9 protein-coding genes and 1 pseudogene are annotated in these 13,131 nt (G+C 72.4%); 6 read left to right on the top strand and 4 right to left on the bottom strand.

The genetic code is table 11. The features are described 5' to 3' along the window. Window positions 1-156 precede the first annotated feature (156 nt). From RLT57_RS30390 to RLT57_RS30400, 3 genes are all read left to right on the top strand, one after another. The gene (locus RLT57_RS30390; RefSeq protein WP_311300920.1) at window positions 157-465 is read left to right on the top strand and encodes an SDR family oxidoreductase; all 309 of its coding nucleotides are present in this window, start codon (window positions 157-159) and stop codon (window positions 463-465) included. A gap of 170 nt (window positions 466-635) precedes the next feature. Continuing rightward, on the top strand, window positions 636-1,691 hold the full coding sequence (locus RLT57_RS30395) for a chitinase (protein WP_311300466.1): 1,056 nt from the start codon (window positions 636-638) through the stop codon (window positions 1,689-1,691). Between the two features lie 356 nt (window positions 1,692-2,047). Then, the gene (locus RLT57_RS30400) at window positions 2,048-4,033 is read left to right on the top strand and encodes a discoidin domain-containing protein (protein ID WP_311300467.1); all 1,986 of its coding nucleotides are present in this window, start codon (window positions 2,048-2,050) and stop codon (window positions 4,031-4,033) included. A gap of 164 nt (window positions 4,034-4,197) precedes the next feature. On the opposite strand, the gene RLT57_RS30405 is transcribed toward RLT57_RS30400, so the two are convergent. Both RLT57_RS30405 and RLT57_RS30410 read right to left on the bottom strand, forming a co-directional pair. Further along, window positions 4,198-5,025 (bottom strand): alpha/beta fold hydrolase, encoded by an 828-nt coding sequence (locus tag RLT57_RS30405; RefSeq protein ID WP_311300468.1) that lies wholly within the window; start codon window positions 5,023-5,025, stop codon window positions 4,198-4,200. Between the two features lie 270 nt (window positions 5,026-5,295). Next, entirely contained in the window at window positions 5,296-6,804 is a 1,509-nt protein-coding gene (locus RLT57_RS30410; protein ID WP_311300921.1) for a dihydrolipoyl dehydrogenase family protein, read from the bottom strand. A gap of 334 nt (window positions 6,805-7,138) precedes the next feature. Between RLT57_RS30410 and RLT57_RS30415 the strand changes: the two are divergent. After that, window positions 7,139-7,632, top strand: a pseudogene (locus RLT57_RS30415) (ATP-binding cassette domain-containing protein); the annotation flags it as partial. 1,057 nt (window positions 7,633-8,689) lie between these two features. On the opposite strand, the gene RLT57_RS30420 reads toward RLT57_RS30415, so the two are convergent. Further along, window positions 8,690-9,190, bottom strand: a complete 501-nt coding sequence (locus tag RLT57_RS30420) for a MarR family winged helix-turn-helix transcriptional regulator (RefSeq protein ID WP_311300469.1) — start codon at window positions 9,188-9,190, stop codon at window positions 8,690-8,692. Window positions 9,191-9,229: 39 nt separating this feature from the next. On the opposite strand from RLT57_RS30420, the gene RLT57_RS30425 reads away from it, so the two are divergent. Together RLT57_RS30425 and RLT57_RS30430 are read left to right on the top strand one after the other, a co-directional pair. Then, window positions 9,230-10,204, top strand: coding sequence for a DMT family transporter (locus RLT57_RS30425; RefSeq protein WP_311300470.1), 975 nt, complete (start codon window positions 9,230-9,232; stop codon window positions 10,202-10,204). Window positions 10,205-10,478: 274 nt separating this feature from the next. Beyond that, entirely contained in the window at window positions 10,479-12,089 is a 1,611-nt protein-coding gene (locus RLT57_RS30430) for an MFS transporter (protein ID WP_311300471.1), read from the top strand. A 29-nt stretch (window positions 12,090-12,118) separates the two neighbouring features. On the opposite strand, the gene RLT57_RS30435 is transcribed toward RLT57_RS30430, so the two are convergent. Further along, window positions 12,119-13,033 (bottom strand): IS982 family transposase, encoded by a 915-nt coding sequence (locus RLT57_RS30435; RefSeq protein WP_311300472.1) that lies wholly within the window; start codon window positions 13,031-13,033, stop codon window positions 12,119-12,121. Between the last annotated feature and the right edge of the window lie 98 nt (window positions 13,034-13,131).

The following is a 13,131-nucleotide window of genomic DNA, read 5'->3' on the forward strand; positions in this document are numbered from 1 at the left end:
GCCGGCCGGACGTGCCGGGGCCGGTTTCGGGCCGCGACACCGCGCCGCGTGCGGCTGACGCCCGCGCCGCCGGCCACCGCCGGCGATCACGATGTCCGATCTCGGATGCGGCGGGGGCCCGCCCCGATGCTGGGGGCGGGGCGGTGACCGCGCCGCATCCGAAGCTTCTCCACGTCGCTGTCGAAGGAGTTCGGCGGGCGCGGGGTGCGCGTCAACGGCGTCAGCCCGGGGCCGGTCGAGACCGACCTGTGGCTCGCCGCGGACGGGCTCGCCGCGACCGCGGCCGCAGCGAACGGCTCGACCGCCGCCGACGTACGCGCCCGGGCGGCGGCGGGCACCGTCGGCGGCCGGTTCACCCGTCCGGCGGAGGTGGCGGAGCCGGTGCTGTTCCTGGCGGGCGACCGGACCGCCAACGTCATCGGTGCAGGCTTCACCGTGGACGGCGGTTTCGTCACCACCGTCTGAGCCCGCCCCGGCCCGCCCGCCGCGCCTCCCCCGGAGAATCCCCAGGGGACCGACGGGCGGGCCGGGCATGGTCCAGACCTATTGACGCGTGGTCGAGACCACTCCTACGCTCCCTCGGGCGGCTTCTGTCAACTCGTGGTCACGGACCCACGACGACAAGGGAGCACAGCATGACCGGTCGGAGGTTACGACTGCTGGGCGTCGGCCTGGCGATGGCCTTCCTCGCACAGATCCCGGTCGCCGCGGCGGCCCACGCGGCGGTGACCGCGGACACCTGCGCCACCAAGCCGAGGCCGGCGGGCAAGGTCCTCCAGGGCTACTGGGAGAACTGGGACGGCGCCGCCAACGGCGTTCACCCCGGGCTCGGCTGGATCCCCGTCACCGACGGCCGGATCGCCGCACACGGCTACAACGTGATCAACGCGGCCTTCCCGGTGATCCGCTCCGACGGCACGGTGCTCTGGGAGGACGGCATGGACACCGGGGTGAAGGTGGCGACCCCCGCCGAGATGTGCCAGGCCAAGGCGGCCGGCGCGACCGTCCTGATGTCCATCGGCGGCGCCGCGGCCGGCATCGACCTCAGCTCCAGCGCCGTCGCCGACCGCTTCGTGGCCACCGTCGTGCCGATCCTGCAGAAGTACAACTTCGACGGTATCGACATCGACATCGAGACCGGCCTGGTCGGCAGCGGCAACATCAACACCCTGTCCACCTCGCAGGCCAACCTGGTCCGCATCATCGACGGCGTACTCGCCCGGATGCCCGCGGGCTTCGGCCTGACCATGGCGCCCGAGACGGCCTACGTCACCGGCGGCAGCATCACCTACGGCTCCATCTGGGGCGCCTACCTGCCGATCGTGAAGAAGTACGCGGACAACGGCCGGCTGTGGTGGCTGAACATGCAGTACTACAACGGCAGCATGTACGGCTGCTCCGGCGACTCCTACCAGGCCGGCACGCTGGCCGGCTTCACCGCGCAGACCAACTGCCTCAACGCGGGCCTGGTCGTCCAGGGCACCACCGTCAAGGTCCCCTACGACAAGCAGGTCCCGGGGCTGCCGGCCCAGTCCGGCGCGGGCGGCGGCTACATGTCCACCGGCCTGGTCTCGCAGGCATGGCGGACGTACGACAACGGGCTCAAGGGCCTGATGACGTGGTCGCTCAACTGGGACGGCTCCAAGAACTGGACCTTCGGTGACAACGTCAGGGCGCTGCAAGGCCGCTGAGTCCGGCCGGCACCGGCCGCGCCGTCATCGGCGGCGCGGCCGGTGGCAGACGGTGCCACCTGTTCCGACCCGCCGATTCCGGGCGTTGTTCCGGTACCGCCGGCCCACCGGACCCGGCGGCACGGGACCGGACCGGGCCACGGTCCGACCGGGATCCCCGATGCCGACCGACCAGGGCGAATCATCGGGACAGGCGTTCTTGCGGCCATTGTGTCAATAATTTCGCCTGGCGCGCGGACTATTGCGCTCCGGTAACGCAGTCATTACGATCCCCCGCGCCAGACTTCCCAACCGCTGCCGACTGCCGACCGGTCGCACGGGGCCGGGAGTTGACAGCCGATCGGAGGAGCGTCCAGATGGGTGTCACACGCCGGGTCTTCCTGCAGGCCGCCGTCGCGGTGGGAGCCGCGGGATCGATCGGGGCCGCCGAGACCGCCGCGGCCGGGAGCGCGAACGCCGCCAGTGCTCCCGGTGACGTGGTCGGTAAGGTGACGGTGGGTTATCAGGGGTGGTTCGCCTGTATCGGTGACGGTGCTCCGATCAATGGCTGGTGGCATTGGACGCAGAACTGGGGTCAGACGCCGTCGCCGTCGAACACGGGTATCAAGTGCTGGCCGGACATGCGGGAGTACGCGCACGGTTATCAGACCGGCTATGCGAGTCTGGGGAACGGGCAGCCAGCGACGTTGTTCTCGTCGTACGACCAGCAGACGGTGGACACGCATTTCCTGTGGTTGCAGCAGAACGGTATCGACACGGCGGCGTTGCAGCGGTTCAACCCGACGGGGGGTGAGGGTCCGACGCGGGATGCGATGGCGGTGAAGGTGCGCAGTGCGGCGGAGTCGCACGGGCGGAAGTTCTACGTCATGTACGACGTGTCGGGGTGGTCGAACATGCAGTCGGAGATCAAGGCCGACTGGACGAACAAGATGCAGGCCCACACGGCGTCCCCCGCCTACGCGGTGCAGAACGGGAAGCCGGTGGTGTGCATCTGGGGGTTCGGGTTCAACGACGACAACCATCCGTTTTCGACGGCGGCGTGCCTGGACGTGATCAACTGGTTCAAGGCGCAGGGGTGCTATGTGATCGGCGGTGTGCCGCGGGAGTGGCGGACCGGCGGTGCGGGAACCCGCTCGGGGTATGCGGACGTGTATCACGCGTTCAACATGATCTCGCCGTGGATGGTGGGTGCGATCGGGAACGCCGGTGATTCGGACAACGCGTACAACACGTACACGGTGGGGGATCAGGCGGACTGCAACGCGCACGGGATCGACTATCAGCCGTGTGTGCTGCCGGGGGATGTGTCGGCGCGGCAGCGTGCGCACGGCGATTTCATGTGGCGGCAGTTCTACAATGTGGTGCGCGCGGGGGTGCAGGGGGTCTATATCTCGATGTTCGACGAGTTCAACGAGGGGAACCAGATCGCGAAGACGGCGGAGTCGCAGGCGTGGACTCCGACGAATTCGGGGTTCCTGGCGCTCGACGAGGACGGTACGGCGTGCTCGTCGGACTACTACCTGCGGCTGACCGGTGACGGCGGGCGGATGCTCAAGGGGCAGATCGCGCTGACCGCGACCCGGCCCACCCCACCCGTCGTCACCGGCGGCGGCGACACCACTCCACCCACGGCGCCCGGCAACCTGCACGTCACCGCCCACACCGGCACCTCCGTCACGCTGGCCTGGACCGCCTCGACCGACAACGTGGGCGTCACCGGCTACCGGATCCGATCGGTGTCCGGCTCCACCGCCACCGTCGTCGGCACCACCGGCTCGAACACCACCGCCTACACCGTCACCGGCCTGAACCCGTCCACCGGCTACACCTACGACGTCCAGGCCCTTGACGCGGCCGGCGGCATCTCGCAGGCGTCCAACCGGGTGACCGCCACCACTGACGCGGGCACCCCGCCGCCGGCCACCAACCTGGCGCTGCACCGCCCCACCTCCGAGAGCAGCCACACCCAGGTCTACGGCTCCGGCAACGCCACCGACGGCGACACCGACAGCTACTGGGAATCCGCCAACAACGCCTTCCCGCAGTGGATCCAGGTCGACCTGGGCTCCGCGCTCGGTGTGAAGCGGCTGGTGCTGAACCTGCCGCCGGCCACCGCCTGGGCCACCCGCTCCCAGACCCTCTCGGTCCAGGGCAGCACCGACGGCGGGTCCTTTTCGCAGCTGCTCGGGTCCGCCGCCCACACCTTCGACCCGGCCTCGGGCAACACCGCGACCGTCACCCTGCCGGCCACCGTCACCACCCGGTACGTCCGGCTGACCTTCACCGCCAACACCGGCTGGCCGGCCGCCCAGCTCTCCGAGTTCCAGGTCTTCGGCGCCTGATCCCCGTTCGCCGCCTCATGGACCTCCGGCGCGCGTGCGGTCCGTGAGGCGGCTCAGCCGTCCGCGGCGGACCGGGCCGATCCCGGCCCGGGGGCCATCCATCCGGCCGGTTCCGGGACGGATGGCCCGAAGGGCCGGGGGCCGTGCGGTCCGCTCCTTTGCGGTCAGCTCCGCGCGAAGGCCAGCAGGTCCGCGTTGAACTCGTCGCGGTACGGGGCCACCATCGACAGGCCGTGCGGGGCGCCGGGGTACACCTTCAGCGTCGAGCCCTTGACCAGCTTGGACGACTTGTACGCCGCCGCCACGATGGGCACGATCTGGTCGTCGTCGCCGTGCGCGATGAGGGTCGGGACGTCGAAACGGCCCAGATCCTCGGTGAGGTCGGTCTCGGAGAACGCCTTCACGCAGTCGTACGCGCCCTTGATCCCGACCGTCATCGACCACAGCCAGAACGCGTCCCGCGTCCCCCGGGTCACGGTCGAGCCGGGCCGGTTGGCGCCGTAGAAGGAGGCGCTGAGGTCCTCGTAGAACTGGGAGCGGTCGTTGGCGACACCGTCCCTGATCTGGTCGAAGACCTCGATCGGCAGCCCCTCGGGGTTGGCGGGGGTCTTGAGCATCAGCGGCGGGATCGCGCCGAGCAAAACGACCTTGGCGACGCGGGCGGTGCCGTGCCGGCCGATGTAGCGGGTCACCTCGCCGCCACCGGTGGAGTGGCCGACCAGGATGATGTCGCGCAGGTCCAGCTGCTCGATCAGCGCCGACAGGTCGTCGGCGTAGGTGTCCATGTCGTTGCCGTCCCAGGTCTGGCTGGAGCGCCCGTGGCCGCGGCGGTCGTGCACCACGGCCCGGAAACCGTTCTCGGCCACCAGCTGGGCCTGGGGGTCCCAGGCGTCGCCGGTCAGCGGCCAGCCGTGGCTGAACAGGACCGGCTGACCCGACCCCCAGTCCTTGTAGAAGATCTCGGCGCCGTCCTTGATGGAGATGAAGGGCATGACGTCATTCCTTTCGATCGCATCCAGTGGGACACCACGGCGGTGCGCGTCCCCGCCGCGGCGCTTGGGCGTACGGGGCCGGCGGTCTTCTCGGGGTGACAGGATCTCCGGCCCGGCCGGAACACGCCCGGAACACGGGCAGAAGCGCCGGGGACGCGGGCGACCCGCGTGGCGCGGGCGGCCGAACCGCATGTGCCGCCGTCACCAACGTACCCGACAAATCGGGCACGGGCCTGTTCGCTGGGAGGCGTTCGGCCCGGCCCGCGCGGTCTACTGCCGCGGCCGGGCCCGGCGTTGGGTCCGCAGCGTCTCCAGCAGCCGCAGCCAGACCTCAGCGGCCGTGGGATAGCTGGGCACGACATGCCACAGCACGGACAGCGGCACCCGGGCGACCACCGCCGTCGTCGCGGAGTGGACCAGGTCCGCGACACCGGACCCGACGAAGGTCGCGCCCACCACGGTGTCGGTGGCCCGGTCCACGACGAGCTTGGCGCGGCCCAGATAGTCCTCCCGCATCACGTACGTGCCCGCGAGCCCGGCCATGTCGTACTCGGCCGTCTCGACGTCCAGGCCCGCCGCGCGAGCCTGCCGCTCGGTCATGCCCGCCGATCCCACCTCCGGGTCGGTGAAGGTCACCTGCGGGTTGCCGCGGTGCCCGGCGGCGGCGCTCAGCCCGCTGTCCTCGCCCCCGGCCGGCTCGCGCCCCGCCGCGCGTGCGGCGATCACCTCGCCGGCGACGCGCGCCTGGTACTTGCCCATGTGGGTCAGCAGCGCCCGCCCGCAGGCGTCGCCGACCGCGTAGAGCCACCGGCCCGGCACCGCCCGCACGCACTGCCGGTCGTCGACCTCCAGGTAGCCGCCGCCGTCGGCGCCGACCGTCGACAGGCCGATGTCCCCGGTGTTCGGCGTGCGCCCGGTGGCGAGCACCAGTTCGTCGGCCGACAGGGTGCTGCCGTCGTCGAGCTGGAGGGTGAGCTCGCCGCCGTGGGGCACCCCGGTGCCCGTGTCCCGCGGGCCGGCGCGCCGCACACTGCTGACGGTGCGGTCCGGCAGCAGCCGTACGCCCGACGCGCGCAGCCGATCGGCGACCAGCTGTCCGGCGAACGGCTCGGAACGCCCGAGCAGGCCGGTGCCCCGGTAGACCACCGTCAGCTCGGCGACGCCCAGCGCGCGCAGCCAGGTCGCCGACTCGCAGGCGACCACCCCGCCGCCCAGGATCACCACCCGGCGGGGCACCTCGTGCACGTTGGTGACGTCCCGTGAGGTCCAGGCACGGGCCTCGGCCAGGCCGGGGACCGGCGGCACGGCGGTGGTGGACCCGGTGTCGACCACCACCGCGTGCCGGGCGGTCAGGGTACGGGTGCCGCCCCCGGCCGTCGCCACCTCCACCCGGCGCTCCCCGGCAAGCCGCCCGTACCCGCGCACCACGTCGATGCCGGTGTCCAGCGCCCAGCCGACCTGCGAGGTGTCGTCGAGGCCGTCGACGACGGTGTCCCGGCGGGCCAGCGCCGCGGGCACGTCCAGGGTGCGGCCGACGAGCAGCGAGGCCACCCCGGGCACATGGCGGGCGCCGCTGAGCACCTCGGCCGGCCGCAGCAGCGCCTTGCTCGGCATGCAGGCCCAGTACGAGCACTCGCCGCCCAGCAGTTCCGCCTCGACCAGCACCGCGTCGAGGCCGGAGAACTGCGTCGCGTACTGAGCGGCGTTCTCCCCGGCAGCGGCGCCGCCCAGCACGATGACGTCCCACTCGCAGCGGTCGGGGTCAACGGAGGCCGCCATCGGCTCCACCCCCTTGTCCACGGGTGGTCCTGACCGGGACGAGCCGACTGCGAGCCATACGGTGACCGCCTCCCTGCCGGAAACCCTCGCCCGGCGTACGCCCTTCCACGATCGCCCCGCTCCGGAGGTCCCGCCACCGGCGCGCCCCGGGGCGTACCCGGCGGCCCGTCTCCGTACGACGCCGGTCGTACGGAGCTTCCCCCTGTGGTCGCGGTCGGGTGGAAGCCGGATCCGCCCGCAGGGTGTCGCGGCGCCGGGGGTGCGGAAAGCATGCCGGTCATGCACCGTCCCCCATCCCCATCCCCATCCCCATCCCGTCAGCCGAGGACCGTCGTTGATCGGAGCGCACGTCCTGACCAAACGCTACGGTGAGCGCACCGCGTGGCCGACCTCAGCTTCACCGTACGGCCGGGCGCGGTCACCGGCTTCCTGGGCCCGAACGGGGCGGGGGGAACCACCACGGTGCGGATGATCCTGGGCCTGGACGCTCCGACCTGGGGGCGGGTCACCGTCAACGGCAGGCCCTACGCCGAGCGCCCGGCGCCGCTGCGCGAGGTCGGGGCGATGCTGGAGGCCCGCGCCATCCACACCGGCCGCAGCGCCTACCACCACCTGCTCGCGCTGGCCGCCACCAGCGGCATCCCGCGCCGCCGGGTGGACGAGGTGATCGACGTCGTGGGCCTGCGCGAGGTGGCCCGCAAACGGGCTGGCGGCTTCTCCCTGGGCATGGGACAGCGCCTGGACATCGCCAGGGCGCTGCTGGGCGATCCGGCCACGCTGGTGCTCGACGAGCCGGTCAACGGTCTGGATCCCGAGGGCATCCTGTGGCCCACCTTCTTCACGCTGCTGCCCGCCGTGGTCGCGCCCGTCGGCTTCGGCGTGCTGTTCTGCGCGGTGGCCGCGGCCCGCTGGCCGCACACGGGGGCCGGCGGGCGGGCGGGCTTCGACCCGGCGCTCACCAGCCTGCGCGGCTACTTCCTGGCCCAGCTCGCGGTCGGCGTGCTCGGCGTGCTCGTCGTGCTCGTCGTCAGCGGCGAGTACGCGACCGGCATGATCCGCGCCACGCTGTCCGCCGTACCGCGTCGGCTGCCGGTGCCGTGGGCCAGGGCGGCGCTGTACTCGGCCGTCACCTGGGTGTTGATGACCGCCGGAGCCCTGACCGCCTTCCTGGCCGGGCAGGCCCCGCTGTCCGGCCGGGGCGTCGACGCCTCGCTGAGCGACCCCGGAATCACCCGCATGGTGCTGGGCACCGGCCTGTACCTGACGGTCGTCGCCCTGCTCGGCGTCGGGATCGGCGCGCTGGTCGCAACACCGCGGGCGGCATCGCCACCGTCTTCGGCCTGCCGCTGGTGCTGCCCGCCCTCGCCCAGGCGCTGCCCGCCTCCTGGTACGACCGCATCGGGCCCTACCTGCCGAGCAACGCCGGCCAGGCACTGCTCGCCCTACACCGCGGCGGGCACACCCTGGCGCCCTGGACCGGCTTCGCGGTCTTCTGCCGCTACGCCCTGGCGGCGCTGGCCGCCGCCGCGGTCACGCTCAAGCGGCGCGACGCCTGACGCGGCCTCAGGCCGGGCCGGGGGCGAACCAGAGCTCGTCGTCGGGGTTCAGCGTCAGCACGACGCTGGACCCCTCGTGCAGCACGCCGGCCAGCGTCACCAGCACCTTCGCCGTGCCCACCTCGGCGAAGGCGATCCGCCCGTACACCGGGACGCCCTCGGAGGTCTTGTAGGCGAAGGTCTCGCCGATGAGGCTGCCGTCCAGCTCCTTGGCGGGGACGGCCCTGGCGTTGCGGTGCACGTTCATGTGATCTCCCTGTCCGGGGTGGGGCCGTGATCCTACGGGGCCGCCGGCCGGCGGATCGCGGCGCCGCGGCCGGGACCCGCGCTCAGCGGTCCGGTTCGAGGCGGGACAGCCACGCGGTCAGCAGCGGCTCCAACCGGGCCGCCTCGTCCGGGGTGAGCGCGTCGAGCAGCCGCCGCTCGTTGGCCATGTGGTCGGCGAAGGCGCGGTCGACCAGGTCCCGCCCGGCGCGGGTCAGCGCGACCACCCGGCCCCGGCCGTCGTCCGCCGCCCGGCGCCGGGTGACCAGGCCGGCCGCCTCCAGCCGGTCCACCCGCTTGGTCATGGCGCCGGTGGTGACCATGGTGTGCGCGGCCAGTTCGCCCGGCGCCCGCTCGAAGGGGTCACCGGCCCGCCGCAGCGCCGCCAGCACGTCGAACTCGCCCTCGCTCAGGCCGTACCGGCGGTAGACCAGGCAGAGCTGCTCGGTGAGCAGGACACCGATGCGGTGCAGCCGGCCGATCACCCCCTGGGGAGCGACGTCGAGGTCCGGCCGCTCCCGCGCCCACTCGGCCTGGATACGGGAGATGTGGTCGGAAGGCGGCATGGCCCCAGTGTAGCTTCCGGGGAAGGCATAATGGCTTCCATGGAAGCCAACTTGCGCTGGATCCTGGTCACCGCGGTCGCGCCGGTGGCGTGGGGCACGAACTACTACGTCACCCGCGAATACCTGCCGGCCGGCCATCCGCTCTGGGGCGCCGCCGTCAGGGCGCTGCCGGCCGGCCTGCTGCTCCAGGCGCTCAGCCGGCGCCGCCCGCGCGGATCGTGGTGGTGGAAGGCGGCCGTGCTCGGCGTCCTCAACACCGGCGGCTTTTTCGCCCTGGTCTACCTGGCCGCGCAACTGCTGCCGACCAGCACCGCCTCGACCGTCATGGCCACCTCGCCGCTGGTCATGATGCTGATGGCCTGGGGACTGGTCGCCGAGCGCCCGCGGCCGGCGCATCTGACCGGCGCCGCGGTGGGCATCGGCGGGGTCGCCCTGACGCTGCTCGGCCACGGCGGCCCGGTCGGCGCGCGCGGCGTCCTCGCCTCCGGCTGCGCGCTCCTGATGTCCTCCTGCGGCTACGTCCTCGCCAAGCGCTGGAGCGGGCAGAGCGACGTCCTGGCCGCCACGGCGTGGCAGCTCATCGCCGGCGGCCTGCTGCTCCTGCCGTTCGCCGCCGTGGTCGAGGGCGCCCCCCCGGCGGTCGGCGGGCCGGCCGTCCTCGGCTTCGGCTACGTCACCCTGGTCGCCACCGCGCTCGCCTTCGTGGCCTGGTTCAGCGGACTGCGGCGGCTGCCCGCCGCGACGGTCGGCCTGATCGGCCTGCTGAACCCCGTCACCGGCGTGCTGCTCGGCGTCGCCGCGGCCGGCGACCGGCTGACGGGCCGCCAGACGGCCGGGATCGTCCTCACGGTGGGCGGGGTGCTCTGCGCGGCGCTCGATCCCGGGGCGCTCGGCCTCGCGGTGGGAGCGAGGGCGCGGCGAAGGCCCGGGGCCGGGCGGAGGCCGGCGCCCGCCCCCGCCGCGCCGCCGGCCGCCCCCGCGGCTCCACGGGAACGCCCCGCGGACGGCGGCTGACCGCGCCGCCGCAGGCCGGCTACCTGGCCGCCGACCGCCGACGCCCGGTACCCCCCCCGGGCGGCGGAACGATCAGGTGCCACGCCTCCCCGGTAGGCACCGGGCGGGCGATCCGGCGCTACGGGGGTCCATCGCCACCCGGGGGGAAAGGCCGAGTCGGATGATCGGGCCGCACCCCGGGTCGGTAGCCTGCTCATGGCCGTCGGCGGCCCGCGTCCGGGCCCGCCCGGCTTCACCCACGAGGTCCGCGAGCAGTCCACCAGCAGGAGTCGCAATGCCTGACACCCAGGCCGGCGCGCCCGGCCCCGGCCGCCCCGGCGACCCGTCGCCCGACCCGTCGGCCCGGTACCGGCCCGAGCGGTCCGACCCCGCCTCCGACAAGTGGTGGACCCTCACCGCGGTGTGCCTCGGGACGTTCATGCTGCTGCTGGACATCACCATCGTCAACGTGGCACTGCCCGACATCCAGTCGGCGCTCAAGAGCAGCTTCTCCGACCTCCAGTGGGTCGTCGACGCCTACGCCCTGACCCTGGCCGCCCTGCTGCTCACCGCGGGCAGCCTCGCCGACATGTACGGCCGCCGGCTGCTGTACGTGATCGGCCTGGCCGTCTTCAGCGTCGCGTCGCTGCTGTGCGGTGTCGCGGACGACACGCTGATGCTCCAGCTGTCCCGGGGCCTGCAGGGAGTGGGCGGCGCCGTCATGTTCTCGGTCTCCCTCGCCCTGCTCGCACAGGCGTTCCGCGGCAAGGACCGCGGCACGGCCTTCGGTGTCTGGGGGGCGATCACCGGGCTCGCGGTGGCCGTCGGCCCACTGCTCGGCGGCGCGCTCACCTCGGGCCTGTCCTGGCGGTGGATCTTCTTCGTCAACCTGCCCATCGGGGTGGTCGCCGTCGTGATCACCCTGGCCAAGGTCGCCGACTCCCGCTCGCCGCAGGCCCGCCGCCCGGACTGGCTCGGCTTCGTGCTGTTCACGGCCGCCCTGTCCAGCCTGGTCTACGCGCTCATCGAGTCCAGCCGGAAGTCCTTCGGCGACAGCGTCGTCATCGGCTGCCTGATCGCCGCCGCCGTGCTGATGCTCGTCTTCGTGCTGGTCGAGGCGCGCATCGAGCACCCGATGTTCGACCTGTCGCTGTTCCACAAGCCGACCTTCAGCGGCGGCTCGGTCGCCGCCTTCGGGATCAGCGCGTCCGTCTTCTCCCTGCTGCTCTACCTCGTGCTCTACCTCCAGGACGTGCTCGGCTACAGCGCCCTGGGCACCGGCATGCGGCTGCTGGTGATCTCCGGCGGCATCCTGGCGACCTCCACCGCAGCCGGAAGGCTCTCGTCCAGGATGCCGGTCCGGTACCTGATCGGCCCCGGACTGCTGCTGGTCGGCGGCGGACTGCTCTGGATGCGCGGGCTGGACGCCTCCAGCCACTGGACCCACCTGGTGCCCGGCATGATCATGGCGGGCGCCGGGGTGGGCCTGATCAACCCGCCGCTCGCCTCGACCGCCGTCGGCGTCGTGCAGCCGAATCAGGCCGGGATGGCCTCCGGCATCAGCACCACCTTCCGCCAGGTGGGTATCGCCACCGGGATCGCGCTGCTGGGCACGCTCTTCTCCAGCGAGGTCGAGAACTACGTGACCGACCACGTCGACTCGGTCCCCGGGCTCGGCGGACGCGGCCCGCAGATCACCGGCGCCGTCCAGTCCGGCACGGTCGGGCAGACCCTGGCGACCGTCCCCGCGAGCGCCCGGCGCCCGCTCGCCGAACTCACCGCGGCGGCGTTCACCACCGGCCTGAACCAGATCCTGCTCGTCGGCGCGATCATCGCCCTGGTCTCGGCGGTGATCTCCTTCGTCACCATCCGCAGCAAGGACTTCGCCCAGGCCGCGGGCCACTAGATGATTGAGTCCAAGGGTTGGGGTCACGGTTAGTGGTCGTAGGCGGTCAGGGATCGCTTGATGGGTTGCCCGGTTTTGTCGTTGAGCCAGATCGCGGCGGTCAGCGCGAGGACGCGGGACAGGACTCGTGCGGTGACGCCCGCCGGGCTCTTGCCGCCGTGCCGTTCCAGGTCGAGCTGGCCTTTGAGGGTCTGGTTGATCGACTCGATGGTCTGTTGCAACGGTTTGAACAGGTGCGCGCCGGGCCGTTCGGGTTCGCCCTTGCGGGCCGGTCGCAGCAGGTGCAGGTGACGTTCGGTGAGGTCGTGCTCGAAGTCGTGTCCGTAGTAGTTCTTGTCGCCGATGATCGTCTGGCCGGGGTGGGAGGCGGCCACGTCGGGTGCGGTGTCGAGCATGTCGCGCAGGGTCTCGCGTTCGTCGGCCTTCGCGCCGGTCAGCGCGAACAGGACCGGCAGGCCGCCCAGCGTGCACACCAGGTGCAGGCGCAGTCCCCAGAAATACCGGGAGTGCGACGCGCAGTAGCCGTACTCCGCCCAGCCGGCCAGGTCCGACCGTTTCGCGGTCTCCCGCGAGCAGCCGCAGCCGACCGGTGTGGAATCGACCACCCACACGTCGTCGGTCCACAGCGAGGTGTCCCGGGCCAGGATCCGGATGGTGCTGGTGAGCAGGGACGATGCGGCACGCAGTCGCTTGCCGTAGCCGGAGGGCTGGGGCACGTAGGGGAACATGCCGCGGAAGTCGCGGTCGACGCGGCGCAGCCACCGCCGCTCGGAGGTGTACCCGAGCAGCGCCGACATCACCGCCAGAGTGACCAGTTCAGCATCGCTGAGCGTAGGCGCGATCCCCACCTTCGGCCGCCACGGGGCCAGCCCCGGCGAAGCCTTCAACTCATCATCGATCCGGGCATAGAGTGCAGTCGCGAGGGTGTCCAGGTTTGTCTTCACACACCGACCATGGGCGCCCTCGCGCCATGTCCGCAGGCGAACCCTTGGACTCATTCATCTAGCCGGCGACCGGGCGCCGGAGGAGGGCGCCGCCCGCG

Source organism: Streptomyces sp. ITFR-21, assembly GCF_031844685.1.
Taxonomy (GTDB): domain Bacteria; phylum Actinomycetota; class Actinomycetes; order Streptomycetales; family Streptomycetaceae; genus Actinacidiphila.